Origin of the sequence: Sutcliffiella halmapala (assembly GCF_002019665.1) — a bacterium.
In the GTDB taxonomy this organism is placed as follows: domain Bacteria; phylum Bacillota; class Bacilli; order Bacillales; family Bacillaceae_I; genus Sutcliffiella_A; species Sutcliffiella_A halmapala.
On sequence record NZ_KV917375.1, the window covers coordinates 4,048,783 to 4,061,938 of the forward strand.

Sequence of the window (13,156 nt, forward strand, 5' to 3'; positions counted from 1 at the left end):
GACTTTCTGTGACCTTTTTCCTGCTTGGGATATAAAGTATCACGTGATAGATCATTTTCTTGATAAAATTTATGCCCTTGGCCAATCTAAAGATTCAAGCGCATACAACTTAATAATTTCCCCATCGACAATGTAGCTCTTACTACTACTGTTCAGTAAGAATAAAGTCCTGCTACTCCATCCCTGCCAAAACCGCACCTATAACACCACCTTATTTCTTCATTTAAAATGTTCTTTATAAATGAAAAAACGTTTCTACGACTTCCAATTGAAAGTCGTAGAAACGTTCTTCTTTAACTTGGACCTCTCTCCTCTCTAAAAATCATACTCATCAATATTATTCTCCGTAAAAACAACCCTCTCCGGCAATAAAATAATCCCACTATCATCCGCCGTATAATCGTATCCTTGAATCGTATTCGGCTCTATTTTCACCGTTCCTATCTCTGGCACTTCGAATTCATCTCCAACTTTTAGGTCCTTTCCTTCTACTGTCATGAGGTAGGCAACGTAGGCAGCTAGTGCACCTTGCTGTTTAACATCCCAGAGACCGAATTGTTCAACAGTACCTCGTTTAACATAATCACGCATGACATTTGGTGTGGAGAATCCAGTGATGACAACGTCGCCATCTTTACCAAGGTTTTCAGCCGCTTGCGCCATGGCAGGTAAAGCAGTGGCATCTGGACAGATAATCGCGTCGATATCTTCATAGGTTTGGAGAATGCTTTCGCCTACTGATAAGGATTTTTGGGCATCATTTTCCCCGAATTGGGTGGTGACGATTTCCCAGCCTGGATAGTCGGCTTCAATGATTTCCTTTGCCTTGGTTACCCATTGGTTTTGATCGGTTACGGTTGGGCTTGAGTAGAAGAATGCTACTTTGCCTGTGTCACCAATTTGATCTGAGGTCATTTTAATTAATAGCTCTGCCAATTGTTCTGGAGTACCTTGATTGATATAGAAGGAACGGTCCTGTGGATTTACATCGGAATCCCACGTAATGATTTTCACGTCTTTATCTTTTGCACGTTTTAGTGCCTGGCTCAATCCATCGACAGATACAGAGGAAATCATTAAGGCATCGTAGCCTTGATTGACAAAGTTGTTAATATATTGGACTTGGCCAGCTACCGTTGCTTCGGTTGGGCCATCATATCTGAGCTCCACTCCTAATGAGTCCGCCATTTCCTTTGCTCCTTGGCCACCAGAAGTGAAGAAGCCCACTCCAGTCAACTTTGGAATGAAGGCAAGCTTCACATCTTCTTTGTCTTTCGCTTTATCTCCACCATTACATGCTGCCAAAAACACTCCAAGTACCAATACGAAAATCATCAAGACTACCAATCTAGTTTTTCTCATCTGTAAGATCCCCCTTATGAAATAGATGGTGCACTTTTTCCCATTTGGCATACTTTAAGACAACCGCTAACACTAAGATACTTCCAGTCACGACGCTAATGTGTGGGCTCGATAATCCAATCATTTGAAGACCATATTGCATGATGCCAATGAATATACAAGCGATTGCGGTACCCAAAATACTGCCTTTTCCGCCAAAGATACTTGTTCCACCTAGCACCACGGCTGTAATGACTGGCAGAACTGCTTCTGCTCCAAGATCAGAACGTGCGGAGCTGAAATAGGATGTCAGCACGATTCCCCCGATACCACCTCCAAGACCGGATAACATGTACGTACTCATGACGGTCCACTTTGTATTGATACCACTATAGGCGGATGCTTTTATATTGATCCCCACCAGGAACACGTGACGTCCGTACCGTGTGTAATGGAGTAAGATCCCGAAAAGGATAACACTCAGAAGAATAAGCCAGATTGGGTTCGGTATCGAAAGAAGTTTTCCATTTGCGAGTTCCACGAAAGAACTTGGAAAACCGCTGATTCCCTCATAGCCAGAAGCACTTGCGCCACCAGATATGATGAGTGCGATACCAGAAAACAAGAACATCGTACCAAGTGTGACAACTAAAGGCTGAACATTCGTATACGCTACCAACCCTCCATTTATTCCCCCTGCCGCTATAGCTACGATGAGTCCTATTAATAGGGCGAGCCATACAGACATTCCATTCATCCAAAGAACACCAAGCACGATGGAAGTCAGCCCCATAATCGAACCAACAGACACATCGATTCCACCTGTGATAATGACAAACGTCAGGGGGATCGCTGCAAGGACAATGAAGGCAAAATCGTTCATACTATACAGCAAATTATCAAGCTGAAGAAACCTTGAGGAAAGTAGGCCAAATAGCAAGCATTCTAGTATTACTAAGAGAACAAGAATCGCTTCCCAGCTACGTAAGATCGTCCATTTGCTTGCCATCTGCCTCGCCTCCCTTCCTCGTAGAAACCAACAAATCTCCCCTAGCTGGTCGACCTCTTTTTCTGATGCTTTCTTTTTTAATCAACCGTTGAAATTTCGAGTCTCCCACTACGATTAGAAGGAGAAGCATCCCAAAAATCGCATTATTGTAGTAGGCGGGGATTTTCAAATAAACCAAGGAATTAGTGATGGTTGTGAGGAAAATGGCCCCAAGCCCTGCTCCAATAACGGTTCCAAGCCCACCTGTAAGACTAACCCCACCTAATACAGCAGCGGCAATAACTTGGAGTTCCATTCCCGTACCTGTTTGATTTGGTACAAACCCAATATTCATGACAAAGACCATCCCTGCCAGTGCTGCGGATACACCTGATAAAATAAAGGCAAGGACCGTTACTCCTTTTACAGGAAGCCCGACTAGCCAAGCCCCTTCTCTGTTGTCTCCTACCGCAAAAAAATAGCGACCAAATCGGCTTCTCGTCAGCCAGAGGTGTGCGATAACCAATAGAACGAGCGCAATCCACACAGGAAGATTGATTCCCATAAACGTGACACCAGAAAGTTTCTTATAATAATTCGGGATATTTTCGATCCACATTCCTTTTGTAAAAATAAGCATAAGGCCACGAATAATACCAAGCATCCCGAGCGTCATTATAATAGAAGGAACTCGCAGATACGACACCCCGACACCATTTAAACAACCTACAGTTGCACCTACTATTAGCACAACCGGAATAACTACCCAAAGACTATAGCCACCGACCAATAACACGCCACAAACAGCCGCCGATAAGCCCATAATAGAACCAACTGATACGTCGATATTCGCGGTAAGCAACACGAAGGATTGCCCAACCGCCATTAAAAGAAGGATGACACTTGCCTTGATTAGTAACGAAAAAGAGGCAGCTGAAAAGAACGAAGAGTTGATGGCAGTGACTAGAAGGAGATAGGCGAAAAACAGAAGCACAATCGACCATTCTCTCACCTTCATCAACTTCATAACAAAGTTCATTTGAGTGGCACCTCCCGATTTATCCCAAAAGCAAAGGAGGCAATTGTGTCTGGAGTAAGTTCATCTCGGCCATCACATCTCTTCACTATTTTTCCTTCATATAAAACGACTACTTTATCGCTTAAGCTAACGACCTCCTCTATGTCAGAGGAAATTAACAGAACAGCAAGCCCTTCTTGTTTTAATGCCTGGATGATATGGTAAATATCCTGTCTTGCATTGGCATCAATCCCTCTTGTTGGTTCGTCAAGAATGATGATTTTTGGAGAAGCCGCCAAGCATTTGGCTAAAACGACCTTTTGTTGATTACCACCAGAGAGCTCCTGCAATTGTTGCTTAGTAGAAGTGCCCTTGATCCTTAGTTGTTTCACATAGCTAGAGGCTAGATCTCCCTCTTTCGTAAAAGGTAAAAAGAATTTGGATAATCGATGTAGGATAGTGGAAGAGATATTGGATTGAATAGAAGTGATGGAGAAAACTCCATGCTTGTGACGATCCTCTGGAACATAAATCAGGCCATGGTCAATGCGCTCACGAACAGTTAAGGATTGAATTTCCTTCCCATCGAGCCATACCACTCCATTTGTTACTTTACGAATACCAGCGATTGATTCCGCCAGTTCTGTTCTTCCTGCCCCGACCACCCCAGCTACTCCGAGAATTTCACCTGGACAAATGGCAAGATTAATATCTTGAAATCTTTCTCCAAAAAGCTGCTCTACCTGCAGGATAGGTTTTGGTTGGTTCCTGTTTGGAGAAGCATCCTTCTTTGCGTTACTATTTCCTGATTCGGTAGCTTTCGTCTCTCCTTCTGGCATCAAGCTTTCTAAAAGTCGGTCATACGTGAACTCCTTCGTTGGTCCCTGTGCAGAAATTACCCCGTCACGCAACACCGAAACCTTATCGGCCAGTCGGAAAATTTCCGTGAAACGATGAGTAATGTACAGAATACCAATGCCGGATTCTTTCAGCTGTTGAATCGTCTCAAATAGACTATCTATTTCACCAAAGGTCAAGGTAGAGGTTGGTTCGTCAAGAATTAATATTTCTGCCTCTCTTGCCAAACCGCGAATGATTTCTACTAGCTGCTGCTCTGCAATTGATAACGACATGGCTGTTTGGTTCAGCTTTAATTTCCAACCAAGCTTCTTCACTAGCTTCCTGACCTTTTCTTTCAATTCCGCTCTACTACCTGGCAGTCCTATCGTCATATTTTCCTCTACTGTCATATGTGAAAAGATGAGGGGTTCTTGTGGAACTAGATAGATGCCATGCTGATGTGCTTCACTTGTTGAGCGAAAGCGGACCTGCTTGCCCTTCACGATCATCTTCCCTCCATCTGATGGATAAAGTCCTGTAATTATTTTCATAAGAGTCGACTTTCCAGCCCCATTTCCTCCTACAATTGCATGCACTTCCTTGCTATTTAGCGTCAAGCTGACCCCATTTAGGACTTTGTTCCCTGAGAACTGCTTGAACATCTCTTCCATCTGAAGAAGTGGTAGTTGTTCTGAGTCCATTGCTTCTATCACCACCTTGCCTACATTTTTTGAAGCGCTTTCAAAATAAACATATGACAAAGTACCTGAAATATGTTCACTACTCCAGAAAAGCTTGTGATTTATTTACAGCTAAATCTCAAATTACGTTCGTTCCCCTCTTGTAATTAGGTACAAAGAGGGAGATTTACAAGTCATTCGGGCAACTCCCACAGCGCTTAAGCAGAGCATACGAGCTGGATCACCTTTGGATTCCGCAATAGAAATCATGAGTGGCGTTCAATCCATTTAACTCTATTTTCATAGTAACTTTTCAAAAAAGATTTTAGTTCTTTTCTACAAACCAAACAGATATACATGGGATTAAGCGTGCACATTTATAACAGGCGCGCACATTTGTTGAGGAGTGTACAGGAGATGGCACAGGATCAATATACGGAGAACCTACTGATAAAAGTTGCTTGGTATTACTATAAGGAAAATCTAACACAGAATGAAATCGCCTCCTTACTAGAAATTTCTCGTACAAAGGTGGTGAGGCTTCTCGAACGTGCCCGTTTAGAGGAAATCGTCCAATTCCAAATAAAGGGAGTAGAGACGAATTGTCTTTCCGTTGAAAAGGAATTTAAAGACGCCTTTTCGCTTCTAGATGTCTTTATTATCCCTACTCCCCCACCTTCTCAAGATGTAAGCGATAGTCTTGCAAGAGCAGCCTCCCAATATCTCAACCATAAGCTCCAGCCAGACGACCTTCTTGGCCTTGGATGGGGCAAGGCTGTTTCCCGTACAGTTGATTACTTATCGATGGAACCGACAAGCAGTGTCTCGGTGGTTACCTTAACAGGTGGCGTGAACTACTACCTTCATAATCGTCCATCCCAGGATCGTGGAATGGAGAAATTCCGTCATATTCACGTTATTCCCGCTCCTTTCCTCGCTTCCACAGAGGAAATGGCAACGATCTTTCTAACCGAGCCCTCCATCAAGGAGATTTTAGCATTAGGTTGTTTATCCAAATACATCCTTGTTGGAATCGGAGGTGTCTGTCCAGAAGCAACGATCATTCAAGAGGAAAAAATGACCCTGAACGAGCTTACCTTTATTAAACAGCAGGAAGCAGTTGGCGACATTCTCGGACAGTTTTTTGATCGCAATGGCAACGTGATTCCGCTTCCTCATCACAAGCGATTAATTGGGATGCCACTTGCTACCCTTACTTCAAGGAAGAATGTGATTGCGGTGGCTGGTGGAGAAAAGAAGACAGAAGCAATCTATGGCGCGTTAAAGGGCGGCTATATCCATTCCTTGATTACCGATGAAGAAACCGCTCTTTCATTACTCAGGATGGAGGTGCAGGCGTAAGATGGAACATATTTTATCCCTAGATGCTGGGACTGGAAGCATCCGTGCCGTGTTGTTTGACACGCTGGGCAATCAGGTCGGCGTTTCCCAAGAGGAATGGACTCACCTAGAAGATCCCCGCTATCCCGGATCGATGAATTTCGACTGGGAAGCGAACTGGAACAAAGTCGTCTGTTGTATTCAAGCCGTTATGAAGCAAACGAAAGTGCCACCAGCTTCCATTAAAGCGTTAAGCGCTACGAGTATGCGTGAAGGCTTGGTGCTATATGACGAAGAGGATAAGGAAATTTGGGCATGTGCAAACGTGGATGCCCGTGCTGGTGAGGAGGTAAAAGAATTAAAGGCAATCGATGCGAAAATGGAGCTTGAACTCTACTCCACTTCCGGGCAGACCTATGCGTTAGGGGCTATTCCGCGGTTATTATGGTTAAAAAAGCATGAGCCTACCATCTATCAAGCTACGAAAAAGTTGACGATGATCAATGACTGGATTCTCTTCAAGCTATCCGGCGTGTTACAGGTCGATCCCTCGAATGGCTGCACCACCGGATTGTTTGATTTAAAAAATAGAGAATGGAAAAAAGAGATAGCCAAACGTTGTGATATAAAAAGCGACATCTTCCCACCCGTCCATGAAGCAGGAAGCATCATTGGAAAAGTAACGGAGACAGCAGCCTCCCTCACTGGTTTATCAACGGAAACCCTAGTTATTTCTGGTGGCGGCGATGCACAAATGGCTACCGTTGGTGTTGGAGCAATTAAGACACAACAAACTGTAGTTTCTGGCGGCTCCTTCTGGCAGCAGGAGGTAAATATTGAAGAACCGCTAGTGGATATGGAAGGAAGAGTTCGAGTGAATTGCCATGCAGTCGAAGGAGTTTGGCAGATCGAGGCGATTGGCTTCTTCCCGGGACTCGTGATGAGATGGTTTCGCGACGCTTTTTGTGAGCAAGAAAAGCAAGAAGCACTTGCGTCAGGGCGAGATGCATACGAGATTTTAGAAGAAAAAGCTCGAGATGTTCCAGTTGGATCTAACGGTATCCTTCCTATCTTTTCCGATACGATGAACTACATTTCTTGGAGACATGCCGCTCCCTCCTTCATCAATTTGAGCTTGGATGCGAAGGGGACTGGGAAGCCGGAAATGTTTAAAGCACTTCAGGAAAATGCTGCACTCGTGACGCTCGGTAACCTTCGTCTCATTGAAGAAGCTACAGGTTTCTTCCCAAAGGAGGTCATTTTCGTCGGAGGTGCCGCCAAAGGAAAGCTTTGGAGCCAAACGCTTGCAGATGTGCTCGGTATTCCCGTAAAAGTACCGGTGGTAAAGGAAGCGGCTGCATTAGGCACAGCCTTATATGCAGGAGTAGGAGCTTGTCTCTACTCTTCCATTAATGATGCCGTCGAGCTAGTCGTAAAATGGGAGAATACTTATTTACCAGATCCAGATCATCACCATCAATACCTCGAAATCTATGAAACTTGGCGGAAGGTATATGCGGAGCAATTAAAGCTTGCTGATCTAGGAGTGACAACTCACATGTGGAAAGCCCCAGGCTTATGAATCCTAGCAAAGAGGTGAAGTAGATGAAAAAAGTAAATGAACGAGATTTTGAATACCGCTTTGGCGATAATGGCCCAAAATACTTAACCAAGGGACCAAATGTGGACGTAGGTGTGGTGGTACTAAAACCCGGTCAGCATTTCCCCAACCACTACCATACAGAATGTGAAGAAATTTTCTATATCTTAGAAGGCGAAATTGATTTTTACATTAACGGCGAAAAAGTCGAAGCCAAGCCAGGCGACATGATTCAATGCCGACCAGGAGACTCCCATTACTTAACGAATCAATCCGATAAGCGTTTTAAAGCTGTTTTTGTAAAGTCCCCGCATATCGGTAGGAATGATTCTGTAGTCATTGATGCACCAGTTTTATCGTAATTAAAATTTAAGGAGTGAAGGATTATGACATGGGGTTTTAAAAATCGATTAAACAAAATATTACCGAACGGCCGTGCAGTCATGCTCGCCATTGATCATGGGTATTTTCTAGGTCCGATTACTGGATTAGAAAGACCGGGAGAAACAGTGAAGGATTTGTTACCTTATACAGACTCGCTTTATTTAACTCGTGGTACACTGGACGCCTGCATTCCTGAGGATACTGAAAAACCGATGGTCCTTCGTGTATCCGGTGGACCAACCGTATTAAATGACCTCTCCAACGAAACCATCGTCACCTCCATAAAAGAAGCCGTGCGCCATAATGTCGTGGGAGTTGGAGTATCCGTGTTCGTCGGATCCAAATATGAAACCCAAACCGTCACCAATCTCGCACACGTCGTGACAGAAGCACATGACTACGGCCTACCTGTTCTTGGCATCACAGCAGTTGGAAAAGAACTTGAAAAACGAGATGCTAGATTCCTAGCATTGGCCTCCAGAGTAGTAGCAGAAATGGGTGCTGACATTGTCAAAACCTACTATTGTGAAGACTTCGAAAAAGTAACGAGAACATGTCCTGTTCCTATTGTGATTGCTGGTGGTCCGAAATTCGAGACCATTAAAGAAGCATTAGAAATAACGTATAATGCAATGAATCAAGGAGCTGCGGGTGTTGATATGGGGAGGAATATTTGGCAGTCGGAGCATCCTGAGGCGATGATTCGGGCGATTCATGGGATTGTGAAGGAAGGGCAGTCGGTGAAGGAAGCTTTGGGGTTGTATGAGGAGGTTGTGGGGGTTAGGGGGTAGTAGGTTTATATGGAGTTGTTCCCGCTATTGTGGAATAGCGGGAGGTTTTTATTTTTTAGAAGTTCGCTAAACCTAATTCGTTTATTAGATCAATTGTAGGCATTTATCTTTTAATAGATATACTCTCTCTACATAACTAACAAATATAAAGCAAAAAAGCATTTACGTTACTTGTATTACCTTTTACTTACTTAGGTTTGTAGTTACTTATGATACGGTTCTCTGTGGTGTATCTATGTGAGGTTTTTTCTTAGGCTTCATTAGAAATATGAGAAACTTTAGTCAGAATCATCTCATATGAAGACCCTTCAGCTCCAGATTCACCGAATTCTTTGTTTTCTAAGAAAAGGACATAGGATTTTTTTCTATTCCTAGAACTTCTATAAGCAATTCCATCTAAAGTTTTTCCATCAATAGTTTTAAAAATATGCCTAAAGTATTCCGTAACAATTTGTGTTGGCACATAGTCTATATGCTCTTTACCATCTTTACTAATAGGTTTGGAAAAATCCTCAAGGAATTTATAGAAAAAGATTATTACCTGCCTTTTTTCTCTTTCTTCTACATTAAATATACTTGGAATTTTAGGAAGCTCTGTTAAATCCAGGACAGTTAACTCTTTAGTATTTTCAAACTTACCTACACTAGCGACAACATTTTCACCTTGCTTATAATCAACCTCTAATATTGCAGTATCCATATCGCAAGCACCATAAAACATAGGGATGCCTGCTGGACTCATTCTATTAGAATTAAGAGCATATTCTCTAGGAGGCGTTCCTAGTTCTTTAGAAGAAGTAAAATATTCTCCCTTATTTGAAACACGTACTCGATAAAACTTTTGTGGAGGTAACACTTTTATTAATCCCATCTCTTCTACCATAGAACCTATAAAATCAATAATTTCATAAGGATTAAGGGAGCCATCAATATTAACAGAAGCAGCTGTTTTATAAAAAACATACCTTGTCTCATGTTTAACTAAATTTGAAAAGGTTCTCCAAGAGAAATATAGTTCTTCTTCCTCTGAGGTTCCATAAGGGTCAATTTCACACCACATAGTGTCTATCAACTGTTTTTTTATACCTTTCATTAAATATTCATTTTCAATCTCTGCTTCGGGACATAAAATTTCCTCCACAAAGTCCCATCCATCATAGATGGATACACCTAAATAGCCACCCTCTCTTGAATCATAACCTACTCCTTCATCATTAGGGTTTCCCCATTCATACTTTAGATGGTCAATTATAAACTCCATTACATCATCTATATCAGCTGCTATTGAAAATCCCTCCTCATTTGTAGCCCCACAGTAGCTACAGTAATTTGAATCAGCATTTTCTTCTATAAATTTTTGTAGAAAGCTCTCATTAATACAATCTCCACAAACATATTTATCACCAAAAGTAGTAAACCCATACACACTTTGCCTATCAAATAGTCGGTCATGTATCCCCATACTTCACAAATTTCTCCTTCCATCCATACTTATCTTATTTTCGGCTTATAGGTTTTTACTCTAGATGCACTTCTCTCCCAAACCAAACAATTTTCACTATAAGATTGCTCTATATTTAACTTATACTCACCTTTAAATCTATACATTACATCCCCAAGAGGACCTTTTACTTTGGCAAAGACAATTCTATTATGTATGTTGCTTTCAATATGCTCCTCCATATGAGCTTTTACTTTACTTTTATCCGTACTTTTTTCTCTAATAATTAGCTCATCTGAAGTAATAGAGTTGTCCCATTCATCATTAGGATACAATTTTGGAAACCAAAGTCTGGTATCATCTAGATAAGGGTGCTTTGCTCCTCCTTTAAACCAACTTTTATAATTATGTCCAAAACAATTGCAAACATCGACACATTTTTCAAATGCTACATTTTCTTTTAATTCTATATAGCCTTTATTGATATATGTCTTTGGGTCATTTTCTCTCTCAATATCCCATGGTTCAAATTCCCTTCCCAATTCACTAATTTTTTTATTTAAACATTGTATAATAAAATCAATTTGACTATTTATAGCATCCAAATCTTCACTCACATCTACTCTAAGAATCTCATGATTTGTAATAGACACAATATCTTTTTCCCTTATTTCATCCTGTATGATTTGATGAATATGGTGATGTTCGTCAACCTCTATATGGACTCCTAATTGTGGAAAATACATATCAGTCAACGCATATCTTCCGTCGTCCCTTACAACGTATTGTTGTGTAACAAACTTTACATCAAGATTGTCTAATTTATGCCAAATTCTAGTTACTACATAATTTTCATCCTTCTTTTTATTTGTCTTTGCTAATTGAGCTTTAATAAAATTGTACTTTTTCAATCTTTATCACTCCAGCTCCATTTGTTTCTGATTAAAATTGTAAAAACCATAAAAAAGACAAGCCAAATTTTAATTAAAGAAAAAATGGGCTTGTCTATATTATTCTGGTTTATCTAATCGTGATTGAATGTTTTTCCAGTGTTTCTTCACTTGTGTTTCCATAAGATTTATAGTATTTGAATCTTCATCAAATATCTTCTGCGCTCTTTCAGCATAACTAATAAAATTCCCATGCCCTTTCTTACTTTTTCCCAAGTGCGAGTAGTTCTTATATAATTCTCTCCTATATGATTTACGACCGAATTCTTTTGATTTACGATAGCATATCCTTACTTTTCGATATGTTCTCGTATAATATTTAAATAGACTTTTTTCTCTAATTCGAACTTCTTTACCATTAAAACTGAATCCTAAATAGTCTAATTTTGTTTCATTAAATTCTAAATCGGTAATCTGATTTTCAGAATAAAAATAATTCCCTGTCTTTTCAGGATGAATTTCTAAATTTGGAATCTGATCTTTTATATCATCCACAAATTTTTGATGAACTTGATAGTTATAGTCCTGGACTTCTCCTTCAATAGGAATTACTATAATTAAATCATCACAATATCTTCTATATAGTCCTTTTTGTTCCTTTACATACTTCTCCATTTTTTTATCAAAATCTAGTAAATATATATTAGAGCAAACTGAACTGATACCTGCACCTTGAGGAATTCCATAGCTCTTAGAATTCTTGTAAATGTTTTTATGCTTAAAGGCTCTGAATTCCTCTTCTGTGAAATATTTATGACTATTTTTAATTTCACTTTCAGTGTACTTAGTCTTTAATTCTGCTTCTATAGTATCTTTAATAAAGTAACTAAATCTTGTTATATTCTTGAAGATGTTAAAGTAATCGTCAGGTAATGTAGCCTTTTTTAGAACATATCGGATTTTCTCTTTAAGATACCTATGGTCCAATGTATCAAAAAAATTAGTAAAGTCAGCTACAAAAACATATGCATTCTTCTGTACTTTTAAAAAATCAATAACTTCTTTAGCAAAGTTAATATTACTTTTTCCAGATAAGTTATTTCTATAAGCAGTTGCAACTTCCTTAATATCTAGTTCATCTACAACAGAATTGTAATGGTTATTAAGCTTGTCACCATAGTATTTATATATAAAGCTATCAATGTGAGAAGCATAAAAAATTTTACGAACTTTTTCTTTTGGTTGTTTTTTTTTCCTACTATACTTTTGAAATTTAATCTCAAAATGCATAAATGGGTAAAATCCATGCTCAGCCACCCATTGGGGGTTCAGGATTTTAACCTTAACTTTTTCAATTGATTTTTTATTATCAAGATGCTTATAACCTTTTACACGATACTTTTTCTTGTTCATATTTGGCAGAGCTAGCAAGGGTATGTAATCGTAGCCTATTACTCTATTAAAGAAACCCTTGCAAGCATACTCTCCTTTCGAATTATAGACCATTGCTAGCCTATAAAGAGGCTACTAAATTTACTAATAGATTCTACTATAATTAGTATATTGATTTGGTTGATTATGACGATTGGAGGTATCCAAATGCCAAGTTATTCAGCAGCGTTATCGATAATAATTAGCTTGGTTAACCAAGTGATTACAATTGAGATAAAGCTTGACAGAAATTCACCAATTTCCCTCATAACTATTTTTATGAGGCGCTAACTATGCTAATTTTACCATTTTATCGACAAAATAGTCAAAAATATTTGATTTATTTTTCAGAGCCTTATTTAATAATTAGTTATATGTTGCCACTACATATTGAATATCAGACAACTTTAA

At 39.9% G+C, this 13,156-nt stretch carries 11 protein-coding genes and 1 pseudogene; 5 read left to right on the forward strand and 7 right to left on the reverse strand.

Features of this window, described 5'->3' with window-relative positions:
- Positions 1-315: 315 nt before the first annotated feature.
- From lsrB to BK580_RS19890, 4 genes and pseudogenes are all read right to left on the reverse strand, one after another.
- The gene (gene lsrB, locus BK580_RS19875; protein ID WP_408055266.1) at positions 316-1,335 is read right to left on the reverse strand and encodes an autoinducer 2 ABC transporter substrate-binding protein LsrB; all 1,020 of its coding nucleotides are present in this window, start codon (positions 1,333-1,335) and stop codon (positions 316-318) included.
- A 13-nt stretch (positions 1,336-1,348) separates the two neighbouring features.
- Positions 1,349-2,350 (reverse strand): ABC transporter permease, encoded by a 1,002-nt coding sequence (locus BK580_RS19880; protein WP_078382020.1) that lies wholly within the window; start codon positions 2,348-2,350, stop codon positions 1,349-1,351.
- Between the two features lie 85 nt (positions 2,351-2,435).
- A pseudogene (locus BK580_RS19885) lies at positions 2,436-3,368 on the reverse strand (ABC transporter permease subunit); the annotation flags it as partial.
- Positions 3,365-4,888 (reverse strand): sugar ABC transporter ATP-binding protein, encoded by a 1,524-nt coding sequence (locus tag BK580_RS19890; RefSeq protein WP_078382022.1) that lies wholly within the window; start codon positions 4,886-4,888, stop codon positions 3,365-3,367. The pseudogene BK580_RS19885 and the gene BK580_RS19890, both read right to left, overlap by 4 nt.
- 396 nt (positions 4,889-5,284) lie before the next feature.
- Between BK580_RS19890 and BK580_RS19895 the strand changes: the two genes are divergently transcribed.
- Genes BK580_RS19895 through lsrF form a run of 4 tightly spaced genes read left to right on the forward strand, consistent with a single transcriptional unit; the run spans position 5,285 to position 8,983 of the window.
- A complete protein-coding gene (locus BK580_RS19895; RefSeq protein ID WP_078382023.1) occupies positions 5,285-6,229 on the forward strand; it encodes a sugar-binding transcriptional regulator in 945 nt (314 codons plus the stop codon).
- A 1-nt stretch (position 6,230) separates the two neighbouring features.
- Positions 6,231-7,790: an autoinducer-2 kinase gene (lsrK, locus tag BK580_RS19900; protein WP_078382024.1), complete on the forward strand. Its 1,560-nt coding sequence runs from the start codon at positions 6,231-6,233 to the stop codon at positions 7,788-7,790.
- 23 nt (positions 7,791-7,813) lie between these two features.
- Positions 7,814-8,170, forward strand: coding sequence for a cupin domain-containing protein (locus tag BK580_RS19905; protein ID WP_078382025.1), 357 nt, complete (start codon positions 7,814-7,816; stop codon positions 8,168-8,170).
- A 24-nt stretch (positions 8,171-8,194) separates the two neighbouring features.
- On the forward strand, positions 8,195-8,983 hold the full coding sequence (gene lsrF / locus BK580_RS19910) for a 3-hydroxy-5-phosphonooxypentane-2,4-dione thiolase (protein ID WP_078382026.1): 789 nt from the start codon (positions 8,195-8,197) through the stop codon (positions 8,981-8,983).
- 250 nt (positions 8,984-9,233) lie between these two features.
- Here lsrF and BK580_RS19915 read toward each other — a convergent pair whose 3' ends face one another.
- The 3 genes from BK580_RS19915 to BK580_RS19925 all read right to left on the reverse strand — a co-directional run bounded on the left by BK580_RS19915 (position 9,234) and on the right by BK580_RS19925 (position 12,820).
- Positions 9,234-10,445: a HEPN-associated N-terminal domain-containing protein gene (locus BK580_RS19915; RefSeq protein ID WP_078382027.1), complete on the reverse strand. Its 1,212-nt coding sequence runs from the start codon at positions 10,443-10,445 to the stop codon at positions 9,234-9,236.
- A 29-nt stretch (positions 10,446-10,474) separates the two neighbouring features.
- A complete protein-coding gene (locus tag BK580_RS19920; RefSeq protein ID WP_078382028.1) occupies positions 10,475-11,335 on the reverse strand; it encodes an AbaSI family restriction endonuclease in 861 nt (286 codons plus the stop codon).
- A 99-nt stretch (positions 11,336-11,434) separates the two neighbouring features.
- Positions 11,435-12,820 (reverse strand): reverse transcriptase/maturase family protein, encoded by a 1,386-nt coding sequence (locus tag BK580_RS19925; protein WP_078382029.1) that lies wholly within the window; start codon positions 12,818-12,820, stop codon positions 11,435-11,437.
- A 93-nt stretch (positions 12,821-12,913) separates the two neighbouring features.
- Here BK580_RS19925 and BK580_RS24065 point away from each other — a divergent pair, with 93 nt between their 5' ends.
- A complete protein-coding gene (locus tag BK580_RS24065; protein ID WP_268877428.1) occupies positions 12,914-13,036 on the forward strand; it encodes a hypothetical protein in 123 nt (40 codons plus the stop codon).
- Positions 13,037-13,156 lie beyond the last annotated feature (120 nt).

Excerpts from the sequence above, each read along its gene's own strand:
- lsrB (WP_408055266.1), bottom strand. The coding sequence starts at position 1,335 with ATGATTTTCGTATTGGTACTTGGAGTGTTTTTGGCAGCATGTAATGGT.
- BK580_RS19880 (WP_078382020.1), bottom strand. The coding sequence starts at position 2,350 with ATGGCAAGCAAATGGACGATCTTACGTAGCTGGGAAGCGATTCTTGTT.
- BK580_RS19890 (WP_078382022.1), bottom strand. The coding sequence starts at position 4,888 with ATGGACTCAGAACAACTACCACTTCTTCAGATGGAAGAGATGTTCAAG.
- BK580_RS19895 (WP_078382023.1), top strand. The coding sequence starts at position 5,285 with ATGGCACAGGATCAATATACGGAGAACCTACTGATAAAAGTTGCTTGG.
- lsrK (WP_078382024.1), top strand. The coding sequence starts at position 6,231 with ATGGAACATATTTTATCCCTAGATGCTGGGACTGGAAGCATCCGTGCC.
- BK580_RS19905 (WP_078382025.1), top strand. The coding sequence starts at position 7,814 with ATGAAAAAAGTAAATGAACGAGATTTTGAATACCGCTTTGGCGATAAT.
- lsrF (WP_078382026.1), top strand. The coding sequence starts at position 8,195 with ATGACATGGGGTTTTAAAAATCGATTAAACAAAATATTACCGAACGGC.
- BK580_RS19915 (WP_078382027.1), bottom strand. The coding sequence starts at position 10,445 with ATGGGGATACATGACCGACTATTTGATAGGCAAAGTGTGTATGGGTTT.
- BK580_RS19925 (WP_078382029.1), bottom strand. The coding sequence starts at position 12,820 with ATGGTCTATAATTCGAAAGGAGAGTATGCTTGCAAGGGTTTCTTTAAT.
- BK580_RS24065 (WP_268877428.1), top strand. The coding sequence starts at position 12,914 with ATGCCAAGTTATTCAGCAGCGTTATCGATAATAATTAGCTTGGTTAAC.